General features: G+C 36.9%; 14 protein-coding genes. 11 read left to right on the forward strand and 3 right to left on the reverse strand.

All coding sequences use genetic code 11. The features are described from left to right. The first annotated feature begins 133 nt into the window (after window positions 1-133). The 4 genes from dnaA (at window position 134) to OK18_RS15045 (ending at window position 3485) form a co-directional block, all read left to right on the forward strand. The gene (gene dnaA, locus OK18_RS15030; RefSeq protein WP_053328510.1) at window positions 134-1588 is read left to right on the forward strand and encodes a chromosomal replication initiator protein DnaA; all 1455 of its coding nucleotides are present in this window, start codon (window positions 134-136) and stop codon (window positions 1586-1588) included. 128 nt (window positions 1589-1716) lie between these two features. Further along, window positions 1717-2166, forward strand: a complete 450-nt coding sequence (locus tag OK18_RS15035) for a low molecular weight protein-tyrosine-phosphatase (protein WP_053328511.1) — start codon at window positions 1717-1719, stop codon at window positions 2164-2166. Between the two features lie 85 nt (window positions 2167-2251). Further along, window positions 2252-2950 (forward strand): SAM-dependent methyltransferase, encoded by a 699-nt coding sequence (locus tag OK18_RS15040; protein ID WP_050021374.1) that lies wholly within the window; start codon window positions 2252-2254, stop codon window positions 2948-2950. A gap of 157 nt (window positions 2951-3107) precedes the next feature. Further along, window positions 3108-3485: a hypothetical protein gene (locus OK18_RS15045; RefSeq protein ID WP_050021373.1), complete on the forward strand. Its 378-nt coding sequence runs from the start codon at window positions 3108-3110 to the stop codon at window positions 3483-3485. Window positions 3486-3663: 178 nt separating this feature from the next. Here OK18_RS15045 and OK18_RS15050 read toward each other — a convergent pair whose 3' ends face one another. Beyond that, the gene (locus OK18_RS15050) at window positions 3664-4539 is read right to left on the reverse strand and encodes a DUF4349 domain-containing protein (RefSeq protein WP_053328512.1); all 876 of its coding nucleotides are present in this window, start codon (window positions 4537-4539) and stop codon (window positions 3664-3666) included. An 81-nt stretch (window positions 4540-4620) separates the two neighbouring features. Then, a complete protein-coding gene (locus OK18_RS15055; RefSeq protein ID WP_050021371.1) occupies window positions 4621-5094 on the reverse strand; it encodes an Mpo1 family 2-hydroxy fatty acid dioxygenase in 474 nt (157 codons plus the stop codon). 74 nt (window positions 5095-5168) lie between these two features. On the opposite strand from OK18_RS15055, the gene OK18_RS15060 reads away from it, so the two are divergent. The 7 genes from OK18_RS15060 to OK18_RS15090 all read left to right on the forward strand — a co-directional run bounded on the left by OK18_RS15060 (window position 5169) and on the right by OK18_RS15090 (window position 14413). Then, window positions 5169-6014, forward strand: a complete 846-nt coding sequence (locus tag OK18_RS15060; protein ID WP_050021370.1) for a helix-turn-helix domain-containing protein — start codon at window positions 5169-5171, stop codon at window positions 6012-6014. Between the two features lie 89 nt (window positions 6015-6103). Beyond that, a complete protein-coding gene (locus tag OK18_RS15065) occupies window positions 6104-7414 on the forward strand; it encodes a TolC family protein (protein WP_053328513.1) in 1311 nt (436 codons plus the stop codon). 24 nt (window positions 7415-7438) lie between these two features. Then, a complete protein-coding gene (locus OK18_RS15070; RefSeq protein WP_053328514.1) occupies window positions 7439-8551 on the forward strand; it encodes an HlyD family secretion protein in 1113 nt (370 codons plus the stop codon). A gap of 94 nt (window positions 8552-8645) precedes the next feature. Continuing rightward, entirely contained in the window at window positions 8646-10238 is a 1593-nt protein-coding gene (locus OK18_RS15075; protein WP_053328515.1) for a hypothetical protein, read from the forward strand. Window positions 10239-10475: 237 nt separating this feature from the next. Beyond that, on the forward strand, window positions 10476-12689 hold the full coding sequence (locus OK18_RS15080) for a TonB-dependent receptor (RefSeq protein ID WP_053328516.1): 2214 nt from the start codon (window positions 10476-10478) through the stop codon (window positions 12687-12689). A 105-nt stretch (window positions 12690-12794) separates the two neighbouring features. Next, the gene (locus tag OK18_RS15085; protein WP_053328517.1) at window positions 12795-13607 is read left to right on the forward strand and encodes a siderophore-interacting protein; all 813 of its coding nucleotides are present in this window, start codon (window positions 12795-12797) and stop codon (window positions 13605-13607) included. A 101-nt stretch (window positions 13608-13708) separates the two neighbouring features. Then, window positions 13709-14413 (forward strand): class I SAM-dependent methyltransferase, encoded by a 705-nt coding sequence (locus tag OK18_RS15090; protein ID WP_053328518.1) that lies wholly within the window; start codon window positions 13709-13711, stop codon window positions 14411-14413. 247 nt (window positions 14414-14660) lie between these two features. Here the strand turns inward: OK18_RS15090 and metG are convergent, their stop codons facing one another. Further along, on the reverse strand, window positions 14661-16694 hold the full coding sequence (gene metG / locus OK18_RS15095) for a methionine--tRNA ligase (protein ID WP_053328519.1): 2034 nt from the start codon (window positions 16692-16694) through the stop codon (window positions 14661-14663). Window positions 16695-16949 lie beyond the last annotated feature (255 nt).

Raw genomic sequence — 16949 nt, forward strand, 5'->3', positions numbered from 1 at the left:
TTGGTTAAAATTATACATACAAATATATTTTTAAATAATCAATACCTGCAATATTTTTTTTTAAAAAGAAAAAATTGGACCTTTGTCTTCCTTCAAAAAAACAGTACTAACGAACAATTAATCGGGGCTAAATATGGATGAAAATTTAATGATGATATGGCAGAGGTGTCTTCAGTTTATGCGTGATAATTTGAACGCGGCTGAGGATAATTCTGATTTAAAAAAGCTTGAAAAATCTTTTGATTTATTGTTTGATAAAGTACAGCCATTTTCATTGGTTGATAACAACCTGACCTTGATGGTTCCCAGTGATTTCTATAAAGAATATATAGAAGACAATTACTTATCGCTTCTTTCAGCAGCCCTGAAAAAAAATATTGGAAAAGGCGTTAAATTATGGTATTCAGTAATGGAAAACAGGCCAAGTGGACTGGAGAAACCTGTTACCATGAATATGAAAGGAAAAAGTGTACCGACTCCTAAAGTGCAGGAGACGATGCCGCAAGGATTCTCATCCAATATTGTAAATCCGTTTGTAGTGCCGGGAATCAAGAAAGTAAATATTGATTCTAATTTGAAGGCCGACTTCTCTTTCGATAATTATGTGGAAGGAGAAAGTAATAAATTTGCCGCTACGGTTGCAAGATCAATCGCAAAAAGACCCGGTGCAACAGCTTTTAACCCGTTATTTTTATATGGAGGTTATGGAGTAGGGAAAACCCACTTAGGCCAGGCGGTAGGACTGGAAGTAAAAAACCAGTTTCCTGATAAGGTAGTTCTTTATTTGTCTTCAGAGAAATTTATCCAGCAATTCATCTCTGCTGCGAAAGCTCATAAGCAGACAGAATTTGCCAACTTCTACCAGATGGTGGATGTATTGATTATTGATGATATCCAGTTCTTATCCGGAAAATCTGCTACTCAGGACAGTTTCTTCCATATTTTTGATCACCTGCATCAAAATGGAAAACAAATTATCCTTACGTCAGATAAAGCGCCTGCTGACATCATGGATATTCAGGACAGAATTGTTTCCCGTTTCAAATGGGGACTTTCTGCAGAAATCAAATCTCCTGACCTTACTACACGGAAGAAAATTATTGAGAATAAACTGAGCAGGGACGGAATTGTTCTTCCTGATGATATGCTTGAGTTCCTTGCTGCAGAAGCTAAAACCAATGTAAGAGAACTTATCGGGATTATTAACTCTGTGATTGCTTATTCTACTATTTATAAAACAGATCTTAGCTTAGAATTATTAAAAGAGACTATTAATAAGATTGCTGCCAATCAAAAGAAAATTATCAATATTCCTTATATACAGGAAGTTGTTTGTGATTATTTCGGGATCAAAAAAGAGCAGCTTTTATCTAAAACAAGAAAAAGAGAAATTGCGCTTCCAAGACAGCTGGCTATGTATTTTTCAAAAGAATTTACCAACGCTACCTTTACCAAAATTGGTGAAGAAATGGGAGGAAAAGACCATTCTACTGTAATGTATGCCTGTGATACCATCAAGGATGTATCAAAAATTGATAAAGAAGTCAAGAAGTATGTAAAAGACCTTACAGAAAGAATCAAAAGTTAGGAAATAATAGTTTAGTTGAAATAGAAAAGTGGAGAATAGTTTTTATTCTTCATTTTTTATTTAGTTTTGTCAGGATAAAAAGGCTTGTAGGCCTTTGTTTCCTACTTTTAAATAGCAAAAGATAAAATATGAATATATTAATGATCTGTTTAGGAAATATATGCAGAAGCCCTTTGGCAGAGGGAATTATGAAAACCAAGGTTCCGGCTGATTTTCTGGTAGATTCTGCAGGAACCATTTCATTACATGAAGGGGAGCATCCTGATAAAAGGGCAATTAAGACAGCTGCCAATCATGGTATTGATATTTCCAGTCAAAGATCAAGACCGATCAACAGGAGAGACTTTGAAATCTTCGATAAAATATACTGTATGGATATTGATGTATTCGAGGACGTGATTTCCAAAGCTAAAAATGAAGCGGAGCGTCAGAAGGTCTCTTTATTTTTAGAAGTACTGGGGGATCATAAAAATTCAGAAGTGCCTGACCCTTACTGGGGAAGTATGGAAGACTTTGAAAAAGTATTCCAGCTATTGGAAAAAGGCTGCAATGAAATCAGTAACCAGATACTTAAATAAAAAAATCTGCTGCTTTTTATATGGACCGGTCTGAATATTTCCCACAACCCTTTATTACATAAAAGAACTAAAAAAAATTAATACAATGCTTTTTTTACTCCCTGCTTACTTATCAGAAAATACGCCTCTTACTCATTTTTCTCCTGTTCTGAAAGAATATATCATGCGAACAGATTATTTCTTTGTAGAAAATGAAAAGACCGCAAGAAAGGTAATCAAATTTTTTGCTCCTGAAAAAAAGCAGGCAGATCTGAAACTGTTCTTATTGGATAAATACACTGAAAATGCTGATATCAAAGAAGCTCAAGACCTGATGCTTAAAGGTCAGGATTTTGGGTTGCTTTCAGAAGCCGGCTTACCCTGTATTGCTGATCCGGGAAATCTTATTGTAAAATGGTGCCACGAAAAAAATGTCAGGGTGATTCCTGTTTCAGGACCTTCATCCATTATTCTCGCCTTAATTTCCAGTGGATTCAACGGACAGGAATTTACCTTCCATGGTTACCTTCCTATTGATAAAGGGGAAAAAAAGAAACAGATTATGAATCTGGAAGGGTTGGTCCAGAAAACCGGATATTCACAGATTTTTATGGAGACTCCTTACAGGAACAACCAGCTTTTTGAAGACCTGTGTAAATTCTTATCACCTAATACCAGGCTATGTATAGCTGCTAATATCAATGATGCAGAACATGAATTTATTAAAACAAAAACGATAAAGGACTGGCAGAAACAAAGGCCTGAGCTTCACAAGATTCCGGCAGTATTTGTATTGGGGAAATAAGTAAAATGATGTTGATAGTAAATTGAGCGGTAATCTGTTTCTTCCTGTTTCGGTCTCTTCCAATTCTATTTTTACCTTTAAAAATATTTAACAGCCCTTAACGTATGCTTTGCATTATTCTTGATTTTTACAAGGTATAATCCTAAAAGAATAAATTATGTCTGACAAAAAATTAGCAGGAATATGGATCGACACAGAAAAGGCTATCGTAGTAAAAAATCATGATGCCCAAAATGTTTCGGAGTTCTTTCTCTGCAAACCTGTGAAAGCAGAGATACAGCATGGCAATTCCAGTGAAAATGCAGGAAATAATGCTGAAATTACCAATAGAAATAAATTTTTTAAAGAAGTTGAACGCCTGCTGACCAATACCCAGGAATTGTTTATCACCGGTCCTGGTGTTACCCAGGAGGAGTTGAAGCATTTCCTGCACGATACAGCTCAATACAGGGATCTTGAGATTACATTGGGTACCTCCCAGCAAATGTCTGATGAAAAAGTATTGGAAACAGTAAAGGATCATTTTAATAGCTAGTTAAAAATAAAAATCCGGGCATCGGAGATGCCCGGATTTTATATGATTATTCGAAAAATACTAGAATACGGGATAAAACAGATGAATGGTGATCTTTTATAGATTCATACTTCCATCTCCTTGCTTCCATCTTGATTAATCAAAATTTCTATCCCGAACTGACGTTATTTAGGAATGTTTACTTATTCCGTTTTCTCAACTTCCACTTACGCCAGAGAAATATCATAAAAGGAATAATCAAAAAGAAAGGCCATAGTGAAATGACACCAAGAAAAAAACTTACAAAACTGTTCCAACCTTCGGTGAAAGAGTCTGTAAAACGGCTTCCAAAACCAATTTTAGAAGTTGCCGAGCTTCTTACCTTTTCCTTGTATAAGCTAAGGTTCAAAGTGCTGTAATTAACCCGGTCATCAATGAAACGAAGCCTTCCTTCGGCTACATCGATTTCGTCTTCCAGTCCCCGGATTTTTTCCTGTATTTCCAACATGTCCTTTGTGGTGGAGGCTCTTTTGAGCATGTCAAGGTATTTTTCAAGATAAATTTTCTTATTGGCTAATTTGATGGAAATATCAGTATATTCTTCAGTAACATCATTGGATGAAATATTTTTTGATAAAACAGAACCTACACCGTCTGAGAAAGAATTGATAAGAATATCAAAGCTTTTGTAAGGAACCCTGATAACGAGATTAAGATTTTCATCCATGTCTGTATTCTGGAAATCCTCTTTCTGGATATAAGCGTTATTTTTCTTTAGAATATCATTAACCTGGTTTTGTGCTTTTTTAATATCGCCTACCTGAATTCTCATATCTCCGTTTTTGATGACTTTTCGGGAGATAGTATCTACTTTATGCTCTGAAATAGAGGTTGTGGTTGACTTTTCATCCGGAAGAAGCTTTTCAGAAATCGAACTTGGTGGCGGTACATTGGCAGAAACTTTGTCTTCAGAGATCATGTCTACCAAATCAGCTTTAGCTTCCTGTTGAGACGGTCCTGATTTACTACAATTGATAAGGATAAGGCAAAGTGAAGATAAAATAATACTCTTCATAGTTGTTTTTCCAAGATACCATCAAAAAGTATGCTTAAAATCTATGAGCAATTGCTTATTGTTAATTACTGATAACTTTGATTAATATCTGATTCCCGTTTTTTTAAGAATAAAACCTAATAACCAAATGGGCCCTATTAATAAAAATTGAAGATCCTTCAGAAAGGAAGGTTTCTGGCCCTCTATTTTATGTCCTATCAACTGAAAAATCCATGTGATGATGAAAATAATGAGATAGATCACCCATGATTGTTTGCCAAATTGAATATTGGTGAGGTAAATAAAGTGTTCCATCAGAAACATCAAAAAAAGCATAATAATGCTTATCCGTAAAGAAAGCCTAAGGTAGAAGAAAGTAATCAGTATGACGGTAATAAGGCTTGCGACACTGATGCATCCGAAGTAAGAAATACAGAGATGCGGTGCCGGAATCAGGGATACAAAACCCAGAATTGTCCAGAAAATCAAAGGTACACAGATCCAATGGATGAATTTGTTGGTTGCGTTTCTATGGCTCTTGCTATATTCCGCAAATAATAAATCAACCTTTCTCATAGTAACGTAGAATTTGGTAAACGCTAAAATAATAAAATTTTGTAATCACTGGTAAGATTGCTTACATTTGTGTTATGTCTGCCTTAGAAAAGTTCGGCGTTGAAATTTTTACACAGCGTAATATTTTTGAGAGAATTGCTGTTGATAAACCTTTCCGTCCCGATAATCCGGCATTTATTTTCATAAAATCCGGGACAATCAAGCTTCGCCAGCACTTCAGTGATCTGGAAGTTTCTGCCAATATGTTTATGGTAACCGATCCTCAGACCATTTACGAAGTTGTTTCCGTAAGCGATGATTTTCAGTCCCGTATGGTTTCTTATAAAAGGGAATTCATCTCGGCCCTGTCTTTGAAATTCAACCGGCTGATCACCTACCGTTACTTCAGGCAACAAATGAATAAAGGAGTCCCTTTTCCTGAAAATGAAATGGAAGTAGTCTGGAAAAGTGTCAATTTCCTGAAATATATCCTGGATTCTGAAACGGAAATGCTATATAAAAAGGAAATGGTAGAACATCTGTTTTCCGTCTTCTGTTATCAGATGGCCGGAATAATTTCCAAGGAAGATAATAACTCCATGAACCAGATGACAAGACAGGAAGAAATTGTTTTCCTGTTTCTTACAGACCTTTCGAAATACCATCTTACAGAAAAAACAGTGGAGTTTTATGCCGAACGGCAATCAATTACAACCAGACATCTTTCCTCAGTAGTGAAGTCAATTACAGGAAAGTCTGCCAGCCAGATTATTGCCCTAATTGTAATCAATGAAGCAAAGGTTCTTTTAAACTCGTCTAATAAACCGGTTTCAGAGATTTCTTCAATCCTTGGATTCAGTGATCAGTATTCATTTTCACACTTTTTTAAAAAACATCTTGGGGTAAGCCCTACACAATACAGACATCAGTTTGAAAACTGAAATCTTACATTTGAACATCTTTTTCCAAAAATCAAACATTTGATTGATTTTGTTGTTAGCCTAACTTTGCATCTGTAAAACAAGGTAAAATGACAAAGAAAATAAAAACAGCACTATCAGTTCTGATAGCAGCTTTCCCTGCGCTGTTTTTTTCACAACAAATTAAACAGATGACCGCAGGTGAGGTTGCCGAACTGGCAGTCCGAAACCATCAGCAGTTAAAAGTTTCAGCGCAAAATATAGATATTGCGAAACAAAACACAAATATTGTCAAGCTTCAGAAGCTTCCTACGATTACTGCATCTACAAGCCAGTTTTATCTGGGGGATGCCGTTGCCATCGATAAAGATTTTTCGAATTCTGCCAAAGTTCCGATGCCTCATTATGGAAGTTCTTATGCTGTACAGGCTACACAATTGATCTTCAAAGGAGGATTGGTCAACAAGTCTATAGAAATGGCCGGACTTCGTGAGCAGCTTTCTGAGCTGGATCTTGAAAAAAACAAACAGGATGTGAAATTTTTAGTGATTTCAAATTATCTGGATGTTTATAAAATCATGAACCAGGAAGAAGTGTTTCAGAACAACAAAAAACTGGCTTTGGAACGCCTTAAGAATATTCAGAAATTCTATCAGCAGGGTATGGTAACCCGAAATGAAGTGATCCGTGCCGAACTGGCTATTAAAAATTTAGACCAGGGAATCCTGGCGTTGGCCAATAACAGGAAAATCCTTACCTATAATTTAAATATTGCGCTAGGTTTATCTTCTGATACGGAAATCGTTCCAACGGAAAGTTTAGAAAATAAAGATGCAGGAATCGGAATGGAATATTATACCCATCTTGCTCATGACAGCAATCCCTTGCTCAAATCAGCGAAAAAGAATATAGATGTTGCCGACAAAAATATAGAAATTATTAAAACCGATAATATGCCTACCATCGCAGGATTTGGTGGATATACCTTACAAAGACCTATTACTACAAGAAATCCTGTCCTGGATATGTATTCAGGAGGCTGGCAGACGGGTGTTTCTTTAAGTTATAACATAGACAGTCTTTATAAGACGAAAGAAAAAGTAAAATTGGGTGAGCTGCAAAAAAATCAGGCGAATGATGCAATGACTTTAGTACAGCAAAACGTGGATATGAGTGTGAATGCGGCTTATACAAAATACCAGGAAGCTATTCAGCAGGCTGAAATTCTGAACGATTCCAAAAGACTGGCAGAAGAGAACTACAAAATTACAGAAGCGAAGTATTTGAATCAGTTGGCGGTACAGGCGGAAATGATTGATGCGCAAAACCAGAAACTACAGTCAGAACTGGATTATGCCAATGCAGAGATCAATGTCTTGTATCAATATTATAACCTTTTGAAATCTACGGGAACACTTTAATTTTTTAAACTGAAAATCAACACAATGGAAAACAAGGAACAAACCACTCAAAATACAGCACCAGTAAGACCAAGCGGTGAAGGCAAAAAAAAGCAAAATAAGAAAAATAAAATCAGGGCAGTCATTTCCAATATCATCGTTTTTCTGGTGATTGGCTTCGGATTATTCTGGTTAATACGTGAATATTTCCACATCGGAAACAAAACCTACACGGAAGCAGCTCAGGTAGAGGAATTTATTAATCCGATCAATACAAGGGTATCTGCTTATATTAAAGAAATTAAATTCATTGAGCATCAAAAAGTTAAAAAAGGAGATACTTTGGTGATTCTTGACAACCGGGAAATCCTTACCCAATTAGGACAGGCTGAAGCGGCTTATCAAAATGCAATGGCCCAGAAAACAGCGACAAGCTCTTCCGTTAATACCGTTTCCAATAATATTAACGTAATGGAGTCCAATATTGCCGGAGCAAAGGCAAGATTGTGGAATGCGGAACAGAATTTAAACCGGTATAAAAACCTTTTGGCTGCAGAAGCTGTTACCAGACAACAATATGACCAGGTAAAAACAGAATATGATGCTCAAAAAGCAGCGTATGAAACGCTGGTTAATCAAAAACAATCAGCCAGCCTTTCCACAACAGAGGTTAAAAGTAAACTGGGGATCAATGATGCTGAAATTAAAAGAACAAAATCTGCCTTGGATATGGCAAGGATCAACCTTTCTTATACTGTTATTACCGCTCCTTATGACGGTGTGATGGGAAGAAGAACAATTTCTGAAGGCCAACTGATTCAACCGGGACAACAGGTAGCTACAATTGTATTAAACGGACAAAAATGGGTGACCGCAAACTTCCTTGAAAGTCAGATGCCTAATATTAAAGTGGGAGAGAAGATCACCATGACTGCTGATGCTTTAGGAGGAAAGAAATTTGAAGGAGTAGTAACAGCAATTTCTGCGGCTACCGGATCAAGATATTCCAGTGTACCTACAGATAACTCTACCGGAAACTTTATCAAAGTACAGCAAAGAATTCCTGTAAGAATTGAATTTACAGCTTCCAATAAAAAAGAAGACCTGGATAAGCTGAGTGCAGGAATGAATATGAATGTGAATATCAATCAGGACTAAAAAGATCGAAGATATCAGATTCAGACAAAGTGTAAGGAATCTGAAGACGAACAAGTCTGCTATCTGGTATCTGAAATCTGTTATCTAAAAAATCATGTACAATAAAGGATTATATAACGATTGGGTACCCAAACCCATACAGCTGTTACTGATTGTATTGCTGCTTGCTGTGGTAATGCCGTTGGGAGGTGTGTATACGGGAAATATCAGCTATCTGGTAAGCGGAACCGGATCGTTAACAGAATATTTTATGTGGGCGAATTATGCAACCACAATCGGAATGGGAGCCTGTATGCCTGTTGTCCTCAGAATTAAAATGAGGTTCAAAGTCAGAGATAAAATGGTCTTACTGCTGATATTGTTAGGATTGTTGAGCTATGTGAATGCAACGACTCTTCAGCCAATGATTTTTGTAGCAACCTCCCTGTGTATCGGGTTTATGAAAATGATGGTCACAATAGAGCTCTTCCTGCCATTGATGGTTATGATTGGAAACCGGGGAATGTTTTATGGCGTGTTTTATACGTTTGTGCTGGTGATGAACCAGGTAGCAGCATACTATGCAGCAAAATTTTCCCTTCTTTATAACTGGCAGCAGTTTTATATACTGGCATCTGTTTTATGCTTTATGCTCGCATTGATTCATTGGATTTTTATGCATAATAAATACTTCGCCCTGAAAGTACCTTTACATTATATTGATTGGCTGAGTATTCTGCTGTTTATATCTACATTCATGTTTTCAGCCTATGTATATGCTTTCGGAAGACAGCATGACTGGCTGAACTCAAAGAATATCATTAATGCAAGTATAGCGGCTTTTGTAAGTTTTGCATTGCTTTCCATCCGGCAGTTAACATTAAAACGTCCGTATCTGTCTTTCAGGATTTTTACCAAAAATAATGTTCAGCATGGTTTATTTATGTTGTTCTGGCTGGGGATGTTTTTAGGAACGGCTTCTCTTCAGACTACATTTGCTGTAGGGGTTCTGGGGTATGATCAGGTCACAAATGCAGGACTGAGTGTGTTGATGGTTCCGGGAATTATTATGGCGGGTGTCATTGCTGTATTCTGGTTTAAAAAAGAAAAGCCATTGAAAATGTATATTTTTTCAGGTTTTGCTGCTATGACAGCTTATGCTATTATTATGTACTTTTCTATGGTATTGGAGTTCAATTATGACTATTGGTATCTGCCTATGTTCTTAAAAGGATATGGAATGTGCTCCTTATTTATTTCAGTATGGTTCTATACACTGGACAAACTTGAAATGGATGAAATGCTTGCTGCCATAGGATTGGTACTAGTTTGGAGGACCTTTTTGGCAGTAGGGATTTTTTCAACATTATACTCTTGGTTCCAATACCGTTTTCAGGTGGTTGCGGTAGGAGATCTGGCCGTTTATATGGATGGAATGGCAGTGAGTCCCCAGAATGTAGCCGCTAATATGAAAACAATTCAGCTTAACGCTGTTATTATAGCGACCAAAAAAATATTCGGATATATTACGCTGGCGGGTTTTGGAGTATTATTTTATGTTATCACACATCATTTCGGAGCAAAACGGTTCCGGTATTTCAGATTTGTGAGAGTGCTTGGAGGTAAATCAGTGATCGCAAGAAGAAGACTTCGTGAACGGAAAAAATTATTAGAAGAAATTAAAGACGCAGCCGGCCCTGCGGTATAAAAAATAACCTTGTTTTTCACAGTAAGATCCTGGTCCTTCATTGGGCTGGGATCTTGCGCTTTTATTAGAAAAGCTGGAGACCTCCATGGGAAATTATGATAACGTTTATAGCTTATATTCGTAGGAACTTCCTTCTTATAATCTTTATAACAGCAATGAAAAATTTCCCCATCTTATTTTTATTCTTTCTAAATAAGAATTATCTTTGCAGGATTATAAAAACTTTTATTAAAAGGAATGAAAAAGCAGTATGCATTCATAGGTCTATTGGCATCGGGTTTAATGTTTTCCCAGACCATTACAGATTCTATAGCCTCTAAAGGTATTGACGATGTGGTGATTGTAGCCTCCAGAAAACCAACAAAAATTTCAGAAATTCCGGGTACGGTTTGGGTGGTACAGAAAGAAAAAATACAGGAGCAGGCAAAGAGTGGTGTTCCTATTAAGGAAATGCTTTCTATTCTGGTTCCGGGTATGGATATCGGCCCACAAGGGAGAACTAACTACGGACAAAATATGAGGGGACGCTCCGCTTTGGTTATGATTGACGGGGTTTCTTTGAACAGTATCCGGGCAATCAGCCGTCAGCTGGATGCTATTGACCCTTTCAATATCGAAAGAATTGAGATCCTTTCCGGGGCAAGCTCAATTTATGGCGGCAATGCTACCGGAGGAATCATCAATATCATTACCAAAATTCCTTCCAAAAACGGAATCAGTGGAGAAACCGAATTGGGTGTGCGTACAGGTTTTATGGGGAAAGATGATCATGATTTCCGTGCTGCTCAATCTATTGCTGGAAAAGGAGAAAAGCTTTTTGGAAGATTGGGGGTTGCTTATCAACAAAATGGAGGGGCTTACGGGGCAGACAAGAAACAACTTTTTACCGATATTACACAAACTGATCTTCAGTACAATCAATCTATAGATATTTTAGCTACTGGAGGGTATCAGTTTAATAATAAACATAAAATAACAGCTTCAGTTCAATATTACAATTCAAAATTCAATGGAGACAGAAGTTTGTTTTTAGGTGAAAACCTAGGTGCTTTCACTCAGAAGAATGCATCTTTACTCGAAATGAGGGACGGTTTTTCTTCTGATAAAAATATAGGTACGGAACGTTATATGGGAACTGTAGCATATACCGGAAACGGGATATTGGGAGGACAGGATCTGTATGTACAATTTGCTACCCGCGGTGAAAAACTGGGGTTTTATCCCTTCCCGGGAAATGTAACTTTACAGCAAAATAAAAAAATTGCTTATATGTCTTCTTCCCAGCAAGATACCTATTATTCGGGAATCAAAGCCTTGTTATCCAAATCCTGGCGCGGACTGAACGTTACGTACGGAGCCGATATCGATTTTGAAAAATTTGAAGGAAACCAATCAGTCTATGATATTTCTAAAACCATGTCCAGCGGTGGCTTGATTAATGAAACACAATACAGGCTGGGAAGATACCCTACCAATCATTCACAAAGTTATGCAGGATATATTCAGGCAAAATACAATATCTTCCCCAAATTACAGCTCAATGCAGGAGTACGTTATCAGAATATCACAGTTAAAATGGATGATTTTGTAGGCTCAGAGCAGCAGACGCAGATGGCAATGGGATATGGGCAATCAGCATCAGCGATTCCGGGAGGCCAAAGTTCGTATAATGTAACTCTGGTTAATGCAGGATTATTGTATAAGCTTAATGACCAGCACCAGATCTGGGGAACGTTTTCTCAAGGAGCAAGTCTGGCTGATCCTGCAAAATATTATGGAATTGGAAAATATGAAATCAACGGTACCCATTGGAATGTTGTATCCAGTATTAATGTGAAAGATCAGCCATTACAGGCGATTAAAACCAATCAGTTTGAAGTGGGGTACCGTGTTAATAAAGGAGGTTTGAGAGCCCAGGTGGCCGGTTTTTTAAGTAATTCGGATAAAAGTGTCACTGTAGATAAAAAGACTTTCCAGATTCTGGTCAATGACCTGAAATTAAGAAATATGGGAATTGAAGCTGAAATTTCTTACGCTTTGGGTAATGGTGTTTACTTCGGAGCGAGCGGGCTTTTGATCAAGTCTGAGGTCGACAATAAAGGAGAATGGAAAAAGCAGGAGATTTATAATGCTTCGCCATCAAAATTGGTTACCTACATTGGGTACAATGTGAAAAACTGGTCATTCAGATTTCAGTCGTTACAGAATTTCAAGTTGACAGATGAGTTGAATAATGTGATTGATGGATATAATACCTCAGATTTAATGATAGGATACCGGTTCAATTGGGGTAAACTCAATTTAGGGATCCAAAACCTGTTTAACACGGATTACCAGACTATCTGGAGTAAACGTTCCCAGGTTTTATATTCTTCCTACGGACTTCCGGAATTATTTAATTATAAAGGAAGAGGGAGAACATTTAATCTGTCCTATACTTTCGAATTTTAAAAAATCAGATTAGGCTCTATAGTCCTGATCTGAACTACAATACTTTCTATAAATCCGGTTTCTGATGTTGATCGGAAACCGGATTTTAATTTAAAAAATTCAGTTATGGCTAAAATTCCAACCGGGCAGATTATTGCCGAAGTAACCAGAAAAGAATATATTACTGATCATTTTATCAGAGTTTATCTGTATTCACCGGAGGTTTCCTTATTTAAAGAAACTACTGTAGGAGATAATAATAAAATTGCTGTTCCGCCGGCCGGGCTCAATGAAATTCATTTCCCTATGCTTGATGATAATCATCAGTGGGTATATCCGGCTAAAGAAATTGCCCCGGCAATCAGAACCTACACTCACAGAGGAATTGATCTGGAGAAAAATGAGCTGATCATTGACTTTGTAGACCATGGAGATGGTGGACCCGCATCAAGATGGGTGAGAAAAGCTGAAGCGGGCTCAAAATTAGGGATCATGATGCGCCGGGATGGGAAAGAGCTTTATCCTGAGGCGGAATGGTATTTGCTGGTAGGGGATGCTACGGCTATTCCTGTTCTCAGCGTTATCCTAGAAACACTACCCGAAACCGCAAAAGGAATTTGTATCATGGAAGTTCACGGAAAAGAAGATGAACAGGCACTTCATACTAAAGCTGATATAGAATTTAAATGGCTCCATAATGCTGAACCTCATTTGAAAAGTGAGATTGCTGATGCTGTTAAAAGTATTGCCATTCCTGAGGCCAGCAAATTTGGTTATGTAGCTTGTGAGTTTTCAAGTGTCAAAGAAATCCGTACTTATCTTAGAAAAGAAAAGAACTGGACTTCACAAGAGTTGTACGCTTATTCATACTGGAAAGCCGGTGCCACTGAAAATGAATCTCAGCCAGACAGGCATAAAGAAAAAGAATCGATGGGATAACAAAGTTTGAATCAACATCAGATAAACATAAAGATGAAGGTTGAAGCTTAAGAGTAATGATGATTTTTGAACTTTGGACCCTGAAGTCTTATCTTTGTACCATGAAAGATTTAATGGGCAGAGCAATCTGGGATTATTACCATAATGAAAATCCTGAAGATTTGCAGACCGAAACTTCAATTTCTGAACTGGATGAACTTCCGGTAGATTATTTATTCAGAGGTTTTGAAGAAATGAATGCTATTGAGCAAAAAGCATTGAGATTATCAAAAGGGAAAATCCTGGATATAGGCGCTGGAGCTGGTTCTCACGCATTGTATCTTCAGAACGAAAGAAATCTTGATGTAACAGCTTTAGATATTTCTCCAAAATCTATTGAGGTTTGCAAGCTGAGAGGCATCAAAAAAACAATTTGTGAAAATATACTTGATTTTTCAGGAGAAACCTTCGATACCATTTTACTGCTGATGAATGGTACAGGAATCTTCGAAAGCCTTTCTAAAATTGATACGTATCTTCAAAAGCTGTATGCTTTATTAAATGACAAAGGACAAATTTTAATTGACAGTACGGATATCCTTTATATGTTCGACCGTGATGAGGATGGGGGAATCTATATTCCCGCCGGTGGATATTATGGAGAACTGGATTATGTAGTTCATTATAAAGGAGAATCCGAAGAGCCGATTACCTGGCTGTACCTGGATTTTAATACTTTAAAAAATGCAGCTCAGCACAATGGTTTTGCCATAGAAAGAATCATGAAGGATGAAGATTCTTATTTGGCAAAACTGATTAAGGTATGATTTGAAAGCCATTCTGTAATGAATGGAAACAATATTTAAATCTTAAAACATATTCAACATCAATAGAAACGGACTTTTGGTCCGTTTTATTTTTATGTTTTCATTTTCCATTAGTTTTAGCCCAAACCTGTCTCTAGAAAGAATATGTACATCTATCGGAGAACAAATATGAATGAATTAGGGCTCATATTATAAAGAAAAGGCTATTTCATAAGAAACAGCCTTTAGTCTTTTTATAGGAATGTAATTATCCGATTTCGATACCGTTTTCAACATTGTCGTCCGGTGTAACGAAAGATAATTTTCCGTCCGGTTTAGTAGTTAATAATAACATACCCTGGGATTCAATTCCTCTGATTTTTCTTGGAGCAAGGTTTAATAAAATCATTACCTGTTTGCCAATGACTTCTTCAGGAGTGAAGCTTTCTGCAATCCCTGAAACCACCGTTCTTACGTCTACGCCTGTATCTACGGTAAGTTTTAATAATTTATCTGCTTTTTCCACTTTTTCAGCTTCTAAAATCGTTGCTGTTCTTAAGTCTATTTTCGTAAAATCATCAAAGGTGATCTCTTCTTTCATTGGGTTGGCGTTAGGATTTGTTTTTTTATTGTTTTGCTTTGTGTTTTCAAGCTTTTGGATCTGAGCTTCAATCACATTGTCTTCAATTTTTGAGAAAAGAAGAGAAGCTTCATTAATTTTATGGCCTGTTTCAATTAAAACCGACTGTGTTTCAACATCATTCCAGGTTTTCTTTTCAACATTGAACATATTCAATAGCTTTTCAGAACTGAACGGCATGAATGGTTCACATAACTGAGCCAAAGCAACGGCAATTTGTGCTCCTACGAATAAAGATTGGGCTGCCTTTTCAGGGGTATCTTTAATGGTTTTCCATGGTTCTTCTGTCTGAAGATACTGATTTCCGAAACGGGCAAGATTCATTAAAGCGGATAACGCATTTCTGAATTCGTAATTTTCAAGGAATCCTGAAATTTCTTTTGCAGCTTTATTTATTTCCTGTAATTCAGGACTGTTTACATCACCTTTCGGAACAATACCGTCATAATATTTATGGATAAGAACTGCAACTCTATTGATAAAGTTTCCGAAGATACCTACCAGCTCAGAATTATTCTTCGTCTGGAAATCCTTCCAGGTAAAGTTATTATCTTTTGTTTCCGGAGCTGATGAAAGAAGGGCATATCTTAAAACATCCTGCTGACCAGGGAAATCTTCTACATATTCATGAGCCCAAACTGCCCAGTTTCTTGAAGTGGAAATTTTATCGTTCTCAAGGTTCAGGAATTCAAAGGCCGGAACGTTTTTTGGCATGATGTAATCTCCGTGAGCTTTCATCATTGATGGGAAAATAATACAGTGGAATACGATATTGTCTTTTCCGATAAAGTGTACCAGATCACTGTCTTCACTTTGCCAGTAATCTTTCCAGTTTTTTCCGTTTTTCTCTGCCCATTCTTTAGTGAAAGAAATATATCCGATCGGTGCATCAAACCACACGTACAATACTTTACCCTCAGCATTCGGAAGTGGAACAGGAACACCCCAGTTCAGGTCTCTGGTCATGGCACGTGGTTTTAATCCATCATTTAACCAGGATTTAACCTGACCATATACGTTCGGTTTCCAGTCGTCTTTGTGACCTTCAATGATCCACTCATTCAGGAAATCTTCATATTCATTTAAAGGAAGGTACCAGTTTTTGGTTTCTTTAAGGATAGGAACATTTCCGCTCAGCATTGATTTCGGGTTGATTAATTCTGAAGGAGAAAGGGTAGAGCCACATTTTTCACATTGATCACCGTATGCATTTTCGTTGCCACAATTTGGACAGGTTCCTACAATATAACGGTCAGCCAGAAACTCTCCTGCCTGTTCATCGAAATATTGCTCCGAAACTTCTTCTGTGAATTTTCCTTTTTCATACAAAACTTTAAAGAAGTCCTGGCTGGTCTCATAATGCTTTTGGGAAGTCGTTCTTGAATATTCATCAAATGAGATTCCCAGATCAGAAAACGATTTTTTAATGATTTCGTGATATTTGTCAACGATATCCTGTGGAGTAACACCTTCCTTTTTTGCTCTTATGGTAATAGGAATCCCATGCTCATCCGAACCACAGATAAACGCTACATCTTTTCCTAATCTTCTCTGAAATCTTGCGTAAACATCCGCAGGAATATAAACACCTGCCAAATGTCCTATATGAACAGGGCCGTTTGCATAAGGCAAAGCTGCCGTAATCATCTTTCTGTTTGACATTTATAGTAAAGTTTTAACTGCAAAGATAAGGATTATCTCTTGAATACCGCTATTTGTGGAGTTATTATGATTTTTAATACTAATTTAAAGGCCAAAGATGAAATTAGGTTAAACAGTTGTTTAACTTAATGATAAATCAAAACCTATATTATGTAGAACATAGTATCCTTTAATATATTGAATGTTAGATATTTAATTTATAAAAGTATCGTAATATACATAATTTTATCCTAATTTATATTAAATTTATGATAA

Origin of the sequence: Chryseobacterium gallinarum (assembly GCF_001021975.1) — a bacterium.
Classification (GTDB): domain Bacteria; phylum Bacteroidota; class Bacteroidia; order Flavobacteriales; family Weeksellaceae; genus Chryseobacterium; species Chryseobacterium gallinarum.